The sequence below is a fragment of the Micromonospora qiuiae genome, from assembly GCF_016863555.1.
Lineage (GTDB): Bacteria > Actinomycetota > Actinomycetes > Mycobacteriales > Micromonosporaceae > Micromonospora > Micromonospora qiuiae.
The window spans coordinates 74,195-90,530 of sequence record NZ_BOPC01000023.1 but is presented as its reverse complement, the minus strand read 5'-3'; the positions used below and the strand labels follow the sequence as shown (position 1 = coordinate 90,530).

General features: G+C 72.8%; 14 protein-coding genes. 4 read left to right on the top strand and 10 right to left on the bottom strand.

The annotated features are described in order from the left end of the window. Positions 1 to 122: 122 nt before the first annotated feature. From Vqi01_RS09185 to Vqi01_RS09175, 3 genes are read right to left on the bottom strand one after another with little or no spacing between them, the layout of a single operon-like run. Entirely contained in the window at positions 123 to 941 is an 819-nt protein-coding gene (locus tag Vqi01_RS09185; RefSeq protein ID WP_239098276.1) for a sugar phosphate isomerase/epimerase family protein, read from the bottom strand. After that, on the bottom strand, positions 938 to 2,092 hold the full coding sequence (locus tag Vqi01_RS09180; protein ID WP_204034234.1) for a dihydrodipicolinate synthase family protein: 1,155 nt from the start codon (positions 2,090 to 2,092) through the stop codon (positions 938 to 940). Before Vqi01_RS09180 ends, Vqi01_RS09185 begins: the two co-directional genes overlap by 4 nt. After that, complete coding sequence (locus tag Vqi01_RS09175) at positions 2,089 to 3,240, bottom strand: Gfo/Idh/MocA family protein (RefSeq protein ID WP_204034233.1); 1,152 nt, start codon at positions 3,238 to 3,240, stop codon at positions 2,089 to 2,091. The genes Vqi01_RS09180 and Vqi01_RS09175 overlap by 4 nt, the downstream gene beginning before the upstream one ends. A gap of 300 nt (positions 3,241 to 3,540) precedes the next feature. On the opposite strand from Vqi01_RS09175, the gene Vqi01_RS09170 reads away from it, so the two are divergent. Next, complete coding sequence (locus tag Vqi01_RS09170; protein ID WP_204034291.1) at positions 3,541 to 4,575, top strand: LacI family DNA-binding transcriptional regulator; 1,035 nt, start codon at positions 3,541 to 3,543, stop codon at positions 4,573 to 4,575. A gap of 158 nt (positions 4,576 to 4,733) precedes the next feature. Further along, positions 4,734 to 5,738 (top strand): phosphotransferase, encoded by a 1,005-nt coding sequence (locus tag Vqi01_RS09165; protein ID WP_239098275.1) that lies wholly within the window; start codon positions 4,734 to 4,736, stop codon positions 5,736 to 5,738. Positions 5,739 to 5,841: 103 nt separating this feature from the next. On the opposite strand, the gene Vqi01_RS09160 is transcribed toward Vqi01_RS09165, so the two are convergent. Genes Vqi01_RS09160 through Vqi01_RS09145 form a run of 4 tightly spaced genes read right to left on the bottom strand, consistent with a single transcriptional unit; the run spans position 5,842 to position 11,042 of the window. Further along, the gene (locus Vqi01_RS09160; RefSeq protein WP_275408754.1) at positions 5,842 to 7,641 is read right to left on the bottom strand and encodes an IucA/IucC family protein; all 1,800 of its coding nucleotides are present in this window, start codon (positions 7,639 to 7,641) and stop codon (positions 5,842 to 5,844) included. Next, positions 7,631 to 8,218, bottom strand: a complete 588-nt coding sequence (locus Vqi01_RS09155; RefSeq protein ID WP_204034231.1) for a GNAT family N-acetyltransferase — start codon at positions 8,216 to 8,218, stop codon at positions 7,631 to 7,633. Before Vqi01_RS09155 ends, Vqi01_RS09160 begins: the two co-directional genes overlap by 11 nt. Next, the gene (locus tag Vqi01_RS09150; RefSeq protein WP_204034230.1) at positions 8,215 to 9,495 is read right to left on the bottom strand and encodes a lysine N(6)-hydroxylase/L-ornithine N(5)-oxygenase family protein; all 1,281 of its coding nucleotides are present in this window, start codon (positions 9,493 to 9,495) and stop codon (positions 8,215 to 8,217) included. Before Vqi01_RS09150 ends, Vqi01_RS09155 begins: the two co-directional genes overlap by 4 nt. Before the next feature lie 35 nt (positions 9,496 to 9,530). Next, positions 9,531 to 11,042, bottom strand: coding sequence for a pyridoxal phosphate-dependent decarboxylase family protein (locus Vqi01_RS09145; protein WP_204034229.1), 1,512 nt, complete (start codon positions 11,040 to 11,042; stop codon positions 9,531 to 9,533). Between the two features lie 233 nt (positions 11,043 to 11,275). Here Vqi01_RS09145 and Vqi01_RS09140 point away from each other — a divergent pair, with 233 nt between their 5' ends. Both Vqi01_RS09140 and Vqi01_RS09135 read left to right on the top strand, forming a co-directional pair. Then, complete coding sequence (locus tag Vqi01_RS09140; protein ID WP_204034228.1) at positions 11,276 to 13,327, top strand: penicillin acylase family protein; 2,052 nt, start codon at positions 11,276 to 11,278, stop codon at positions 13,325 to 13,327. Continuing rightward, positions 13,320 to 13,904, top strand: a complete 585-nt coding sequence (locus Vqi01_RS09135; RefSeq protein ID WP_204034227.1) for a GNAT family N-acetyltransferase — start codon at positions 13,320 to 13,322, stop codon at positions 13,902 to 13,904. The genes Vqi01_RS09140 and Vqi01_RS09135 overlap by 8 nt, the downstream gene beginning before the upstream one ends. Before the next feature lie 58 nt (positions 13,905 to 13,962). On the opposite strand, the gene Vqi01_RS09130 is transcribed toward Vqi01_RS09135, so the two are convergent. The 3 genes from Vqi01_RS09130 to Vqi01_RS09120 are packed head-to-tail and all read right to left on the bottom strand — an operon-like array spanning position 13,963 to position 16,210. After that, positions 13,963 to 14,670 (bottom strand): RibD family protein, encoded by a 708-nt coding sequence (locus tag Vqi01_RS09130; protein ID WP_204034226.1) that lies wholly within the window; start codon positions 14,668 to 14,670, stop codon positions 13,963 to 13,965. Next, on the bottom strand, positions 14,667 to 15,302 hold the full coding sequence (locus Vqi01_RS09125) for a GTP cyclohydrolase II (RefSeq protein WP_204034225.1): 636 nt from the start codon (positions 15,300 to 15,302) through the stop codon (positions 14,667 to 14,669). The genes Vqi01_RS09130 and Vqi01_RS09125 overlap by 4 nt, the downstream gene beginning before the upstream one ends. Positions 15,303 to 15,313: 11 nt before the next feature. Continuing rightward, complete coding sequence (locus Vqi01_RS09120) at positions 15,314 to 16,210, bottom strand: lysylphosphatidylglycerol synthase domain-containing protein (RefSeq protein WP_239098283.1); 897 nt, start codon at positions 16,208 to 16,210, stop codon at positions 15,314 to 15,316. Between the last annotated feature and the right edge of the window lie 126 nt (positions 16,211 to 16,336).

Genomic DNA, 16,336 nt, shown 5'->3' with positions numbered 1-16,336 from the left:
GCACCGCTCGGCAACAAAGCGGTGAACCGTCCCCGCCACTGGCGCAGCGACGCGGCGGTCGGCTCCACCCGCGTCACGCACCCGGCGCAGCACGCCGGCGAGGTGGTCCATCCGATCGTCCGTCAGATCACTTCGCGCAGGTAGCCGTCGATCGATGCGCTCAGCACCTCCTCGCCGGGGCGGGCCCACACGTCGGCGTTGAAGACCTCCACCTCGATCGGGCCGGTGTAGCCGGCCCGATCGACCGCCTCGCGCAGCCGGCGCAGCTCGATGCAGCCGTCGCCGGGCAGCGCCCGGCCGAGCAGCACGCCCTCGGGCAGCGGAGTGATCCAGTCGCAGACCTGGAACGAGGCGATCCACTTCCCCGCACGGGCGATCTGGGCGTACACCCTGTCGTCCCACCACACGTGGTACGCGTCCACGACGACGCCGACCACGCCCGGGTCGAACCGTTCGGCGATGTCGAGGGCCTGGCCGAGAGTGGCGATGACGCAGCGGTCGGCGCTGAACATCGGGTGCAGCGGTTCGATGGCCAGAGTCACTCCGGCGGCGTCGGCGTGCGGGGCCAACTCGGCGACCGCGTCGGCGACCCGGGCGCGTGCGCCGTCGATGTCCTTGCTGCCGGCCGGGAGGCCGCCGGAGACCAGCACCAGCACCGGCGCGCCGAGCGTGGCCGCCTCGTCGACGGCACGCCGGTTCTGCTCCCGCCAGTCCTCGGCGGTGAAGAACCCGCCCCGGCACAGCGTGGTCACCGTCAGCCCGGCGTCGCGTACCAGCTTGGCGGCGCGCTCGACGCCGTACCCGGCGACCGGTTCCCGCCACAGGCCGATCCCCGGCACCCCGGCGGCGACGCAGCCGGCCACCACGTCGGGCAGCGGCCAGTGCTGCGCGGTGGCCTGGTTGAAGGAGAACCGCCGCAGCGCCTCCCGCCGCCCGGTCACTGGGGCACCCCGGCGACGGTGAAGTAGGCCCGCGCGCGGGCGGCGGCCAACTCGGCGTCGGGCAGCAGGCCGGCGGCGTCGGCGAGGGTGAGCAGGGTCGCCAGGTGCGCCGGTGACCGGCCGGACTGCAACCCACCGACCATGGTGAAGTGGTCCTGGTGGCCGGCCAGCCAGGCCAGAAAGACGATGCCGGTCTTGTAGTACCAGGTGGGTGCGGCGAACAGGTGTCGGGCCAGCGGCACAGTGGGCGCGAAGATCTCGTCGTACGCGGTGAGGTCGCCCCGATCGAGGGCGGCCAGCGCGGCTGAGGCGGCCGGTGCGATGGCGGCGAAGACCCCGAGCAGCGCGTCGGAGTGGCCCACCTCGTCGCCCCGGATCAGCTCCGGATAGTTGAAGTCGTCGCCGGTGTAGAGGCGTACCCCGGCCGGCAGCCGGCGGCGCAGCGCCACCTCACGGCCGGCGTCGAGCAGCGACACCTTGATCCCGTCCACCCGGGACGCGTGGGTCTTGAGCAGCTCGACGACCGTGTCGGCGGCCAGGTCCAGGTCGGTCGAACCCCAGTAGCCGCTCAAGGCCGGGTCGAACATCGGCCCGAGCCAGTGCAACACCACCGGCCGGTCTGCGGCGGTCAGCAGTTCGTCGTACACCCGCAGGTAGTCCTCGGGGTCGCGGGCCGCTGCCGTCAGGTGGCGGCTGCACATCAGCACCGGCACCGCCCCGGCGGCCTGCACGTCGTCGAGCTGCTCGCGGTAGGCGGCGGTGACCTCGGTGAGGGTGGCCGGGCCGGCAGGGAGCTGGTCGGTGGCGACGCCGGCGACGATCCGGCCACCGACGGCCCCGGCCTCCGCCGCGCTGCGCCGGATCAGCTCGCGGGTGGCCGGGTGGTCCAGGCCCATGCCGCGCTGCGCGGTGTCCATCGCCTCGGCCACCCCCAGCCCGTACGACCACAGGTGTCGACGGAAGGCGAGGGTGCGGTCCCAGTCAAGGGTGGCCGGGCTGCCCGGGGTGTTGTCGGCTTCGGGGTCGGCGACGACGTGCGCGGCGGCGTACGCGATGCGGCTGCGCGGCGACCCGTCGGGGCGGGGGTGGCCGGCGCCACCGCGCAACCGCAGCCATCGGCCGCCGGGCAGCCGCACCTCGGCGGCGCTCACAGCGCCAGCTCCGGCACCTCGACGCGGCGGCCTTCGCGGGCCGAGACCAGGCCCAGCTCGGCCAGTTGCACGCCGCGCGCCCCGGCGAGGAAGTCCCACGGGAACGGCTCGCCGGTCGCGACGTGCCGCAGGAACGCCTCCCACTGCACCTTGAAACCGTTGTCGAAGTCCTCGTTGTCCGGCACCTCGGTCCACTGCGACCGGAAGTTCTCGGTCACCGGCAGGTCCGGGTTCCACACCGGCTTCGGGGTGACCGCCCGGTGCTGTACCCGGCAGCGCCGCAGCCCGGCGACCGCGCTGCCCTCGGTGCCGTCGACCTGGAACTCGACCAGTTCGTCGCGGAACACCCGCACGCACCAGGACGAGTTGAGCTGGGCGATGACGCCACCGTCCAGCTCGAAAACCGCGTACGCGGCGTCGTCGGCGGTGGCCTGGTACGGCCGGCCGGTCTCGTCGACGCGGCGCGGGACGTGCGTGGCGATGGTCGCGGAGACCGTGCGCACCTCGCCGAAGAGTTCCGCCAGCACGTAGTGCCAGTGCGGGAACATGTCCACCACGATGCCGCCGCCGTCCTCCGCCCGGTAGTTCCACGACGGGCGCTGGGCGGGCTGCCAGTCGCCCTCGAAGACCCAGTAGCCGAACTCGCCCCGCACCGACAGCACCTGGCCGAAGAAGCCGCCGTCGAGCAGCCGCTTGAGCTTGCGCAGGCCGGGCAGGAAGAGCTTGTCCTGCACCACACCGGTGCGGACCCCGGCGGCGCGGGCGGCCCGCGCCAGGTCGAGGGCGGCGGCGGTGTCCTCCGCGAGGGGCTTCTCGGTGTAGATGTGCTTGCCGGCTTCGATCGCCTGCCGGATCGCTTTCTCCCGCTGCTGGGTGACCTGGGCGTCGAAGTAGATCTGCACGTCGTCGCGGGCCAGCGCGGCGGTCAGGTCGGTGCTCCAGTCGTCCAGGCCGTGCCGTTCGGCGATCTCGCACAGTTTGGTTTCGCTGCGGCCGACCAGGACCAGGTGCGGCCAGACGGTGGTGCCGTCGGCCAGCGGCACGCCGCCGGCCTCCCGGATGGCCAGCAGGGAACGCACCAGGTGTTGCCGGTAGCCCATCCGGCCGGTGACGCCGTTCACGATGATGCCGATCGACCTGCGGGTCATGGGAGTCCTTCCCGTCGCACGCTCGGGTAAGCGCTTTCCCGTCAGCGTAGGTGAGCCGTCCGGCAGCGGCAAGGGTGAAAGGAAGGGCCCCTTGTTAACGCCTCGTGCATAGGAAGGGCCCCCTTTTAACATCACCGCCACCGGCTCGCCAGAGGTCGGCTGCGGACGGTGTGTCATCGGCCGGGCCGCCACCGTGCGGCCTTGACCTGCGGGAACCACGCAGCAGGGAATGGACCTGTGCTGCGGTACGGTGACCCTGCCGCCACCTACGCGGCCGGCGCGACGCGGGAGGGGACGTCAGTGGCGACGCTGTCCGATGTGGCCCGGCGAGCGGGGGTCTCGCCCGCCACGGCATCTCGCGTGATCAATGGCAGCAGCAAGCCGGTCACCGATGAGCTGCGCGAACGGGTGCTGCGGGCCGTCGCCGAGCTGCAGTACGTGCCGAACGCCCACGCCCAGCTGCTGGCCCGCTCGCACCGCGGCGCCGTCGGCGTCATCGTGCACGACGTCTCCGACCCGTACTTCTCGGAGATCACCCGGGGTCTGCAACGCGTCGCCACCGAGCAGGGCCGGCTGTTGATGATCTGCAACAGCTACCGCGACCCGGAGCGGGAACTGGAGTACGTCGAGCTGTTGCGGGGCCAGCAGGTCGCCGCCATCATCCTGGCCGGTTCCGGCTATCACCACGCCGAGTTCACCCGGCTGCTCAACGGCAAGTTGGCCGCGTACGAGGCCACCGGCGGACGGGTCGCGGTGATCGGCCGCCACGAGCACTCCGGCGACGCGGTGATGCCGGACAACCGGGGCGGTGCCCGGCTGCTCGGGGAAGAGATGTGCCGCCTCGGGCACGAGGGGATCGGTGTGGTGGCCGGGCCGCAGATGCTGACCACCACGACCGACCGCCTCACCGGGCTACGCGAGGCGCTCACCGCGCACGGCCGCGACCTGCCGGAGCACCGCATCCGGTACGCCGAGTTCGACCGCGACAGCGGTGCCGCCGCCACCGCCGCCCTGCTCGACGCGGAGCCCGGGCTGACCGCGATCGCGGCGCTGAACGACTCGATGGCCATCGGCGCGCTGTCCGTGCTGCGCTCCCGGGCGGTGCCGGTGCCCGACCGGATCAGCGTGTTCGGCTTCGACGACATGCCGATCGCCCGCGACGTCACCCCCGCGCTGACCACCGTGCGGCTGCCGCTGGTCGAGATGGGCGCGCGGGCGATGGCGCTGGCCCTGGACGCCGGAGCCGGCGGCCCCCGGGTGGAGTCGCTCGCCGCCGAACTGGTCCGCCGCGACAGCTCCGGGCCGGCGAAAGGAGCGACAGCTCCGCACCGGTGAAAGGAAGGGCACCTTTTTAACGCCTGGTGTATAGCAGGGGCCCCTTCCTAACAGCCTCAAGGACCACCGAAGCTGCGGTCGGAGAACGCCTTCCCGCCAACGCGAGAGCGGCTCGGCACGGGACAGACGTCGAGCCCCCGAACACGTACCCTGATCGCGTGTCGATACTCAGTCCCACCCAGCGGCTCCTCTCCCCGGGCGACGTGGCCGACTTCATCCGGGCGTCGTTCGGCCCCGGCGGGCGGGTGCACGACTGCGGGCCGCTGACCGGCGGCGGCTTCGCGGCGGTGTGGTGGGTGCGCCTGGACGACGGCCGCGACGTGGTGCTCAAGGTGGCCCCGCCGCCCAGCGTGCGACTGCTGCGCTACGAGGCGGACATGCTCGCCGCCGAGGCCCGCTACTTCCGGCTGGTCGCCGAGCACGCGCCGCAGGTGCCCGTGCCGCCGGTGCTGCATCACGGCCGGGATCCGCGCCTCGGCGAGTGGCTGATCACCGGCCGGCTGCCGGGGCAGGCACTGCCCGAACTGGACGGTGACGACAGTGCCGCCCGCTACGACTTCGGCACCGCCGTCGCCGCCCTGCACCAGATCAGCGGCGACCGGTTCGGCTACGATGCCGGTCGCACCGGCGGCGCGACCTGGTCGAGCGCGTTCACGGCGATCATCGAAGACCTGCTCGCCGACGCCGCCGACTGGGGCGTCACGCTCCCCACGCCGCCGCAGCGGTTCCGCGCGCTGGTGGCCCGGCACGCCGACCTGCTCGACCAGGTACGCCGCCCGGTCCTGCTGCACTTCGACGCCTGGGACGGCAACGTGCTGGCCACACCCGACGACACCGGCGCGTACCGGATGTGCGGGCTGGTCGACGGCGAACGGTTCCTCTACGGCGACCCGCTGCTGGACCTGGTCTCCCCGCTGCTGTTCCGCCGGGCCGAGGACGAGCCGGAGCACCCGTTCCTGCGCGGGTACGCCGACGCCAGCGGCACTCCGCTGGTCTTCGACGACGGGGCACGCCGCCGGCTGGCGCTGTACCGGATGCACCTGCACCTGCTGATGACCGTGGAGATGCCCAGCCGCGGCATCACCCCGGACAACGACCCCGGCCGACACACCCTGCTGGCCAAGCTGCTGGACCGCGACCTCGCCGACCTGTCCCTGGACTGACGCCACCGAAGGACGCCCGCCCTCGGCGCGAACGCCCGGCCCATATGCCGCGGCTGGCCACCCCGGGCCCGGGCACCACCGGATGCGGGACGAAACAGCCCGATCAGGACGGTGCGAAGCGGGCGATCGGGTTGGCCAGGGCGCCGACGAGTTGTAGCGCGGCCGACGGGTCGGAAAGGTCCACCATCTGCTGGTTGTCGCGCAGTTGCAGCCGGTTGAGGCAGGATAGCGCGAACTCCGGGGCGAACAGGTCGTAGCGGGCCAGCCGATCGGCCAGGTGTGGCACCCGGCCGGCGTACTCGGTGACGCACTCGGCGACGGTACGCCAGAAGGTCTCCTCGTCGGCCACGCCCTGGTCGGCCAGAAGCGCGCCCAGGAAGCGGAAGAAGCAGTCGAACACGTCGGTGAAGATGCAGAGCAGCTTCATGTCCTCGGGCACCTCGGCCCGGATCCGCTCGACGGCCGGCGGCAATGTCGCCTCGGCGCTCATCACCACGATCTCCTCGGCGATGTCCTTCAAGATCACCCGCTCGACGGCGCCGTCGCGCAGCACCAGGATGACGTTCTCGCCGTGCGGCATGAACGCCAGGTCGTAGGCGTAGCAGGCGTGCAGCAGCGGGGTCAGGTAGGCGTGCAGGTAGCGGCGCAGCCACGCCCTCGGGGCCAGCCCGGAGGCGGCGATCAGCTCGGCGGCGAACGAGCGGCCATCGGCGTCGACGTGCAGCAGCGACGCCATGGTGGCCAGCCGCTCGCCGGGAGCCAGGCCGGGCACCGGGCTCTCCCGCCAGAGCGCGGCCAGCATCTTGCGGTACGGCGAATAGCGATCGGTGGCGGCCTCGTACTGCCGGTGGCGGTAGCCGACGGCGGCCCGCTCCCGGATGATGGTCAGGCCGGTGTCCCGGAACACGTCGTCGGCGGCGATCAGGTCGGCCAGCCAGTCGTTGATGGCCGGGGTGGCCTCCATGTACGCCGCCGACAGGCCCCGCAGGAAGCCCATGTTCAGCACGGAGAGCGCGGTCTTGACGTAGTGCCGCTCGGGTTGGCTGACGTTGAAGAAGGTACGGATGGACTGCTGGGCGAGGTAGTGGTCGGGCCCCTCGCCGAGGCAGACCAGCCGGCGGCGGGCCACCTCACCGGCGAAGGTGACCGCCAACCTGTTCCACCACTGCCAGGGGTGCACCGGGATCAGGTGGTAGTCGGCCAGGTCCAGGCCGAATCCGGCCATGGTGTCGGCGAAGGCGGTGAGGGTGGGCTCGCCCAGTTCGGCGCGGACCAGCGTGTCGTAGTCCAGGTCGGTCGCGCAGGTGAAGGTCGAGTGGTCGCGGTGCGCGGCGACCCAGATCAGCCGTACCGGCCGGGCCGCCTCCGGAGCATACCGGTGGTATTCATCGACGCCGAAGCCGAGCCGGCCGTTGTTGGCCACGAAGCAGGGATGCCCCTCGGTCATCGACGTCTCGATGGTCTGGAAGTCGGCCTCGACCAGCTTCGCCGCGTTCGGCAGCGGACGGTCCATCCGGTAGGCGATACCGGCCAGGGTGGAGGTGATCTCCTCGAGGTAGACCGGCAGGATCCGGTCGGTGAGGCCGAGCGAGGTGCGCAGGTCGAGGCAGAGGTCGACGGCGTCGAGCGGCAGCGGCTCGGTGCCCCGGTGCCGGGTGATGCTCTCCGGGTCGATGTCCCAGTGCTCCAGGGTCGACACCCGGGCGGCGAACCGGTAGCGCACCGCCGGGCAGTCGCCGGTGACCGCGTACCACCGCCGGCCGGTGGGGTCGGCGACCGGATCGTCCGGCTCGGGCGTGAGCAGCCGCTCGTGGGTGAACTCGGCCAGGGCCTTGCGCACCAGCAGCCGGTTGGCCCGTTCCCAGGTCTCCGGCCGCAGGTGGGCGACCAGGTCAGGCGTGATCACACGAATTCTCCTTCGTTGCGGTCGCGGCCCGGAACCGCGCCCGGGTGCAGATGCTCAGCAGCGCCGTCTTCTCCGGCTTGGTGATCGGTCCGACCACCTCGAAGCCGACCGCCGCGTTGAGCGCGTGCACGGCGGTGTTGCGCACGTCCGGCTCGACCACGACCCGCTCGGTGCCCGGATCGGCGAAGAGCCAGGCCATCACTGTGGTGAGCACCGCCGTGGTGAAGCCGTGCACCGGCGCCTCCGGCGGCGCGCAGAGGAAGTGCATGCCCACGTCGCCGGGGCGGGCGTCGTAGAGCCCGACCAACTCGACCCGGGCGGGGTCGTACCGTTCGGCGAGGAACGCCGGCTCGCCGCGCCAGAGCCCGAGGAAGGCGTCGTGGTGCGGGTGTGCGGCGATGCGCCGGTACTCCTCCGCAACCCGGCCCACGTCGGCGTCGGCCATCAGCCAGAACGTCGCCCTGGGGTGGGTCACCCAGCGGTGCAGCAGCGGCGCGTCGGCGGCCACGTCGAGCGTACGCAGGGCGAACTCGCCGAGCCGTGGGTCGAGGCGGGTGTGGACGACGCTGCTCACGCGGGCGCCCCGAACTCCTGGAAGGCGATCGACTTCTCGATCGGGTACGCCTCTCGGCCGAGCAGTTCCCGGATGATCCAGGCGTTGCGGTACGGGCCCATGCCCAGATCGGGTGAGGTGATGCTGTGCGTGTGGGTGCCGCCGTTCTGGAGGAAGACGCGGCGTCCGGTGTGGTCGACGCTGTAGTTGCGGGCGACGTCGAGCCGGCCGTGGCCGTCGAAGCGCAGCAGATGCCGGATCGGATCCAGGAAGGCGGGCACCTGGTAGCGATAGCCGGTGGCCAGCACCAGCCCCTCGGTCGCCAGGGTGAAGTCCCGTTCCTGCTCGACGTGGCGCAGCCCGAGGGTGTGCACGCCGGTGGCCTCGTCGTACGTCACAGCGGTCAGCTCGGTGTTGGTCAGCAGGCGGGTGGGCACCGGTCCGTCGACGGTACGCGCGTAGAGCAGGTCGAAGATGTCGTTGACCAGGTCGGCGGAGATGCCCTTGAACAGCCCCCGCTGCTCGGCTTCCAGACGGTAACGGGTGGGCTCGGGCAGGGCGTGGAAGTAGTCCACGTAATCCGGTGAGGTCATCTCCAGGGTGAGCTTGGTGTACTCCAGCGGGAAGAAGCGCGGCGAGCGGGTCACCCAGTTCAGCTGGTAGCCGTGGGCGTCGATGTCGGCGAGCAGGTCGTGGTAGATCTCGGCGGCGCTCTGTCCGCTGCCGACGACGGTGATGCTCCGCTTGGCGCGCAACGCGTCCCGGTGTTCCAGGTAGTGCGAGGTGTGCACCGCGTCGGAGGCCAGTCCGGCGCAGGCGGCGGGCAGGTGCGGCGGGGTGCCGGTGCCGAGCACCAGGTGCCGGGCCCGACAGGTGACCGTGTCGCCGCGCACGGCGGCGGTGACCACGTACCGGTCGTCGGCCGGGTCGTACCCGACGGCGGTCACCCGGTGACCGAAACGCAGGTTGGGCAGCTTTGCGGCGGCCCAGCGGCAGTACGCGTCGTACTCGGCCCGCAGCGGGAAGAAGTTCTCCCGGATGTAGAAGGGGTAGAGCCGGCCGATTTCCTTGAGGTAGGCGAGGAAGGAGTACGGCGAGGTGGGGTCGGCCAGGGTGACCAGGTCGGCCAGGAACGGGGTCTGCAACCGGGACGACTCCAGCAGCATGCCGGGATGCCAGGAGACGTCGTCACGGGCTTCCAGGAACAGCCCGTCGAGTTCGGTGATCGGCGCGGTGAGGCAGGCCAGGCCGAGATTGTACGGGCCCAGGCCGATCCCGATGAAGTCGTGGCTTTCCATCCGGCCCTCCAGGCTCGGGTGCGCCGGCGGCACGCTCAGCCGACCGGGCAGGTGAGATCGGCGTGGGTGTGCGCGTACCGGCCGGCGTGCTCGGCGATCAGGTCGAGCACGTACGCCACGTCGTCGCGGGTGGTGGTGGGGTTGAGCACGGTGAACTTGAGATACTGCCGGCCGTCGACCCGGGTGCCGGCGACCACGGCCAGGCCGGAGGCGGCCAGCTCCGCCCGGGCGTGCAGGTTGGCCGCGTCGGCCAGTTCCGGGCCGTGCCCGGTGGGCCGCCAGCGGAACACGACCGTGCTCAGCGGCGAGCGGGCGAGCACCTCGAACCGGGGGTCGGCGGCGACCAGCTCCCATGCCTGCGCGGCCCGGTCGCAGACCTCGTCGAACAGCTCGCCGACGGCGTCCGGGCCCATCACCCGCAGGGTCAGCCAGAGCTTGAGCGCGTCGAAGCGACGGGTGGTCTGCAGGCTCTTGTCGACCTGGTTGGGGATCTGCTGGGCGACCGCCCGGGCCGGGTTGAGGTAGTCGGCGTGCCAGGTGGCGTGCCGCAGCGTCCGCCGGTCGCGGACCAGCACGGCGCTGGAGCTGACCGGCTGGAAGAAGGACTTGTGGTAGTCGACGGTCACCGAGTCGGCCCGTTCGATGCCGTCGAGCAGGTGCCGGCGGGTCGGCGAGACGAGCAGCCCGCAGCCGTACGCGGCGTCCACGTGCAGCCACACCCCGGCGCACCCCTCGGCGATTTCGGCGAGCGGGTCGATGGTGCCGAAGTCGGTGGTGCCGGCGGTGGCCACCACCGCCATCACCGGCAGCCCGGCACGACGGCAGCGGGTGATCTCGTGTCGTACCGCCCCCGGGCGCATCCGCCGGTCCGGGCCGGTGCGCACCAGCACGACCGCGTCCGGCGCCAGGCCGAGCAGTTTGGCCGCCTTCTGCACGCTGAAGTGACCGGCCGCCGAGGTGACGATCCGCAGCCGGGGCAGCAGGAGCCGCCGGTCGGCCGGGGCCGCCCCGGCCAGGGCCTCCTCCCGGGCGAGCAGCAGGGCGTGCAGGTTGGACTGGGTGCCGCCGCTGGTGAACACCCCGTCGGCGGCGGGGCCGAGGCCGATTCGGCGGGCCGTCCAGTCGATCAGCCGCCGCTCGATGAGGGTGCCGCCGGCGCTCTGGTCCCAGGTGTCCATCGAGGAGTTGACCGCGCTGAGCACCGCCTCGCCGAGCAGTGCCGGGATGACCACCGGGCAGTTGAGGTGGGCCAGGTAGCGCGGGTGGTGGAAGAAGACCGCGTCGCGCAGGTACACCTCCTCCAGCTCGTCCAGCGCGGCGGTGGTGTCGTGCAGCGGCCGGTCCAGGTCGATCGCGTCCAGCAGCGGCGCCAGCCGATCCGGACGTACGCCGCTGAATGGTCCGCTCGCCTGGGCCACCCGCCGGGCCACCCGGTCGACGCCGGCCGCCACGGCCCGGCGGTAGTCGTCGACGGTGCGGTCGTTGAACAGATGGGTCCGGGCGGCCGTCGGCCGGATCGGCGGAGCGGTGTGCACCGGCAGAGTCATCGAATTCCTTCCGTGGGCAGCCAAAACCCGCCGACGCGGCGCGCGGCGGTTGCTGCGATCGGTGCGGGAGGTGGGATCGGGCGGTCGCGATCGACCACGACAGCCTGAGTTAGGCTAACCTAACCTAACTTCCTGTCAAGCGTCGTTCGGCGTTTCGCACCACACTGGAGCTCGCCCTGTCCGTCAACGAACCAGCCGCGTCGCGTCGCGCCCACAGCGATAACGTGGGGCCCGTGAGCGAGCGCACCGCCCGGCGATACCGGGACGCGTACGGGATTCCGCATTTGCGCGCCGCCGACCACGAGGCGCTGGCCTTCGCCCAGGGCCGGGTCACCGCACTGGACCGGGCCTGGCAGATCGAAGTGGAACGGCACCGGTCGCAGGGCACCAGCGCGGCCTTCCTCGGCCCCGACGCCCTCGCCTGGGACAGCTTCGCCCGCCGGGCCCGGCTGGACGACACCGCGCGGCGTTGCCACGCGGCCCTCGACCCGGCCACCGCCGGATGGGTGGGCAGCTACGTCGACGGCGTCAACGCCGGCCTGGCCGCCGGCGCGGCCCGGGCACCCGAGTTCGCCGCGACCGGGCTGGCCGCCGGGCACTGGCGACCGTGGACACCGTTGGCGATCTGGCTCACCCACCACGTGCTCTTCGCCGGCTTCGGCACCAAGCTCTGGCGCACCCACGTGGCTCGGCGGCTCGGCCCGTGGGCCACCCCGCTGTTCGCCGCCGACGGTCACCTCACTTCGGGCAGCAACGGCTGGCTGCTGGCCGCCGACCGCACCGCCACCGGCGCGGCGCTGATCGCCGGTGATCCGCACCGGATCATCGAGGCGCCCGGCATCTACCAGCAGATCCGGCTCGCCTGCCCGGAGTACGACGTGCTCGGCTTCGCCGTGCCCGGCGTACCGGGTATTGCGCACTTCGGTCACGCCGGCGAGGTCGCCTGGGCCATCACCAACGCGATGGCCGACTACCAGGACGGGTACGCCGAACGACTGCGCCGCCGCGACGGCCTGGTCGAGGCGTACGGGCCGGACGGCTGGCGGGCCGCGCACCGGCACGTCGAGACGATCGAGGTGGCCGGCGCGGATCCGGTCGAGGTCGAAGTGATCGAAACCGAGCGCGGGCCGCTGATCTCCGGCGGCCCCGACGACGATCCGGCGGTGACGGTCGCCCTGCGTCACCCGCCCCGGGTCACCGCCGACCTCGGCTTCGCCGTGCTGCCGGCGCTGCTGCGCGCCCGTACCGTCGGCGACGTCGACGCGGCGTTCGACGGCTGGGTCGAGCCGGTGAACGTGGTGCTTGCCGCCGACACCGCCGGTGGGCTGCTGCACCGGGTCGCCGGCCGGGTGCCGCAGCGCCACCCGGACAACGGGCTGCGGGTGGTGCCGGCCTGCCAGGCCCGCCACGCCTGGCAGGGCTGGCATCCGATGCCGAGCGTCCCGGTCGACCAGGTGGCGGTGATGGCCAACGAACGCGGTGTCTCCGCGGGGCTCGGGGTGGAGTTCGCCCCGCCGTACCGCGCCGATCAGATCCGGGAGCTGCTCGCCGCCGGCACCGGCTGGCGCCCCGAGCAGATGGCGGCGATCCACACCGACACCTACCTCGCCGCTGCCGAACCGCTGTTGGCGTTGCTCGCCGAGACACCTGGCCTCGGCGACGAGGCCGTCGCGCTACGCGAGCGCCTGCTGCGCTGGGACCGCCGGATGGACGCCGGCAGCGTCGACGCGGCCGCTTTCGCCGACCTGCGGGCGGCGGTGGTCCGCCGGCTCGCCGCCCACCCGGCGCTGGCCGCGCTGGACGGACCGTCCGGCTACCCGGAGGTGTTCGGGCCCTGGCTGGCGCTGTTGCCCCGGGTCGGGTACGCGCTGCCGGCCCTGCTCCACGCCGACCTGCCCGGTCTCGACCGGGACGCGCTGCTGCGGGCCGCGGTCGAGGAGGTCGCCGCTGCCGGCGACACCCGACGCTGGGGCGAGCGGCACCGGCTCGCGCCGTGGCGGGCGCTGCCCGACCCGGCCACGCCGGACGGCCCGGAGCTCGCCGGCGACCACGACTGCGTGCTGGCCACCGCGAGCGTCCCCGGTGTCACCGACCGGTGCCTACGCGGCCCGGCGGCCCGGTACGTGTGGGATCTCGGCCGGCGGGAGCACAGCCGGTGGGTGGTGCCGTTCGGCGCCGACGGCACCGGCCCGCACCGCGACGACCAACTGCCGCACTGGCTGCGCGGCGAGCTGATCGAGGTGGTCTGCGACTGGGATCGGCTGACCGAGGAGCACGGTGACTGAGCGGCACCGGTACGAGCGGCACGTCCCCGGTTTCGGGCTGGTCACCTTCCGGCCGGTCGACCCGGAGATCGACGCCGACGTGATCCACTCCTGGGTCAGTCGGGAGCGGGCCCGGTTCTGGGGGATGCGTGACGCCGACCGGGACCGGGTCGCCGAGATCTACCGGTACGTCGATTCACTGTCCACCCACCATGCGTACCTGACGCTGCGCGACGGTGCGCCGGTGGCGCTGTTCCAGACGTACCAGCCGGAGCACGACCCGGTCGGCGAGTGCTACCCGGTCCGCCCCGGCGATTACGGCGGTCACCTGCTGATCGGCACGCCGGTGCGGCCCGAGCCGGGGTTCACCGGCACGCTGCTCGGCGAGTTCATCGCGTTCGTCTTCACCGATCCTGGCCGGCTGCGGCTGGTGATGGAGCCGGACGCCCGCAACGACAAGGCCATCGCCCGGCTACGGCGGGCCGGTTTCGTCGACGGCCCCCTGATCGACCTGCCGCACAAGCGAGCCCGGCTGATGTTCAAGTGCAAGGAAGGGCCCCTTCTTAACGCCTCATGCATAGCAGGGGCCCCCTTTTAACATGCCGGCGCCGGCTCGACACCGGTCAGGCCGCATCGTGGCACCGGCTCGACACCGGTCAGGCCGCATCGCCGCGCTCCGACAGGGCGTAGCGGGTCAGCACCACGTCGCCGATCTGGCGGGCCTCCAGCACCCGGGCGCGCCGCCCCGGATGCCACGGGAACCGCCCCTCGCCGACGAACCGCGGCGCCCGCCGGTCCCCGACGAAGAAGGGCGCCACCACCAGGTGCAACTCGTCGGCGAGCCCGGCGGTGAGGAACTGCCCGTGTATCCGGGCGCCGCCCTCCACCAGCAGCCGGCGTACGCCCCGCTCGGCGAGGTCGGCCAGGACGAGCGCCAGGTCGACCGGATCGCCGGCGTCAACCACCGTGGCCCGCTCGCCCAGCCGGTGCCGGGTCTTCTCCAACGCTGCCCTGGCGCAGAAGACGATCCGGTCCGTGGCGCCGACGGTGAAGAACCGGGCGTCCGGGTTCAGGTCACCGCAGCCGGTGACGGTCACCCGGGCCGGGGACTCCGGCAGGCCGCGGGCGACCCGATCGGCCCGACGGCGATCGCAGCGCACCAGCAGCCGGGGATCGTCGCGGCGAACCGTGCCGGCGCCCACCAGGATCGCGTCGCAGCCGGCCCGGACCGCGTCGACCCGGTCGAGGTCCGCGTCGTTGGAGAGCAGCAGCCGCTCGTCGGTGGCGTCGTCAATGTACCCGTCGATCGAGGTGGCGCAGCTGAGCAGCACGTACGGCCGCTGCGCCGCCCGCGGGCCGGTCACCGGACGAACGGAAGGTCGGCGGTACGGGCGGCGCGGCTGGCCTTCGCCGCGAGATAGTCGGCGTTGGCCGCGGAGAGGAACACCCCGGTCGGCACCTGCTCGGTCACGGTCACCCCGAGCCGACTCAACTGCTCGGTCTTTTCCGGGTTGTTGCTCAGCACCGCGATCGCCCCGACGCCGAGCGCGGCGAGCATCTGCGCGGCGACGCTGTAGTCGCGCTCGTCCTCGGCATGGCCGAGCGCGACATTGGCCTCGAACGTGTCCAGCCCGGCGTCCTGCAACGCGTACGCGTCGAGCTTGGCGTACAGGCCGATGCCGCGGCCCTCCTGCCGCAGGTAGAGCAGGTACCCGCCGACCTCGGCGATGCGCTGCACGGCCTCGCGCAGTTGCGGGCCGCAGTCGCAGCGTTGGCTGCCGAACACGTCGCCGGTGAGGCACTCACTGTGCGGGCGGACCAGCGGCGGCGCCCCGGAAGCGCCGTTGTTCTCGCCGAGGGCGAACGCGAGGTGCTCCCGGCCGTCGACCAGCCCGTCGAAGGTGAACAGCCGGGCAGTGGTGGCGTAGCCGTCGGGGAACCGCAGCGGCACGGTGACCTGCGTCCGGATGGTGGCGACAGGCAGTGATTCGGACATGCGTCTCCTCGTCAGACGGTGGCGGGTACACGGACACGTCGAGCCAGCAGCACGGCGGCGCCGGGCAGGCTCGCGACGAGCACCAGGGCGCCGTACACCGTCGTGGTGGCCACTCCCTCGGCGGCGGTCAGGCCGGCGGCGGCGAACGCCCACGCGGCCACCCCCTCGCGGGGGCCGAACCCGGCGATGTTGGCCGGCACGCCCATCGCGAGCAGGGCCAGCAGAGTCAGCGGCAGCAGCAGGCTCAGCGGGGCGGTGGAGCCGGCCGTCCGGGCCGCCACCAGGAACGTCGCGAGGTGCCCGGCGACGGCGAGCGCGGAGGCGAACAGCACTCCCGCCCAGGTGCGCCGGCCGAGCAGTCCGGCGCGAACGTCGGATACGGCGGTGCGCAGCGCGCGGGTCCAGCGCGACGCACCGGAGTCGGGCAGCAGCCGGGCGGCCAGCAGCACGCCGGCCAGCACCGCCAGCGCGACCGCGGTCGCCGCCGGCAGGTACGGGCGCACCGGCGACGGGAAGGCGAACAGCAGCACGACCGCGACGGCGACCAGTACGATCTGCCCGGCCATCCGCTCCCACACCACGGCCCGGATGCCACGGCCGACATCGCCGGCCTCGCGGCCGTGGCGCACCGCCCGGTGCACGTCGCCGAGGATCCCCCCGGGCAGGGTGGCGTTGAGGAACACCGCCCGGTAGCAGTGGGCCACCGCCTGCGGCAGCGGCAACCGCACGCCGATCCCACCGGCGACCAGGCTCCACCGCCAGGCGGCGCAGACCGTGGTGAGCACGCCGATGGCCAGGGCCGCGAGCAGCGCAGGCGCGTCGATCAGCCGCAGCCCGGCCAGGAACGGTCCGGTGCCCAGCCAGTAGACCAGCCCGGCCAGGACGGCGAGCCCCAGGGCCAGCCGCAGCCATCCCCAGTGCGGCCGGCGTGTCGGGCCGGCCTCGGGCGGCGTGGTGTCACCAGCTCGATCCCCCAACGCGGCCTCCCCGGCATGACGATCTTTCCTGACTGTACGCACGAAACCTACGGGCCG